Annotated in this window: 1 protein-coding gene; it reads right to left on the bottom strand. The window is 30.0% G+C overall.

Annotation, left to right across the window (positions count from 1 at the left end):
* Positions 1–333 (bottom strand): RNase-H fold domain-containing protein (locus GOQ16_RS18600; protein WP_160070463.1); only part of this gene is annotated, 333 nt, incomplete at both ends.

Here is a 333-nt window from a genome sequence, read left to right on the forward strand (position 1 = left end):
CATTTCAGATAAAGTTACTTCCAAATTCCTATAAGTAATAGGTACGTTAAAAGTTAAAGATTTTGACATTCGTTCAATTATAAATTTAGTACCCGATAAATTATATTGGGGGTCCATGACGCATGCTAATGGAAATAACATGGGCAAGTCTTCCCAATATTTTCTAAACTTTAATTCCATGGCAATTATAACTGAATTAAAATCGGGGTCATCTTTATATCTATCAAAAGCCCTAGAAATTAGATAAAGACGTTGCACGACCATACAACTAGTAGGATAATAAACACCAGATAAAATATTTGTAGAATCATAAAAACATTTCAAAAAAGCTTT

It is taken from the genome of Sphingobacterium bovisgrunnientis, assembly GCF_009829085.1.
Lineage (GTDB): Bacteria > Bacteroidota > Bacteroidia > Sphingobacteriales > Sphingobacteriaceae > Sphingobacterium > Sphingobacterium bovisgrunnientis.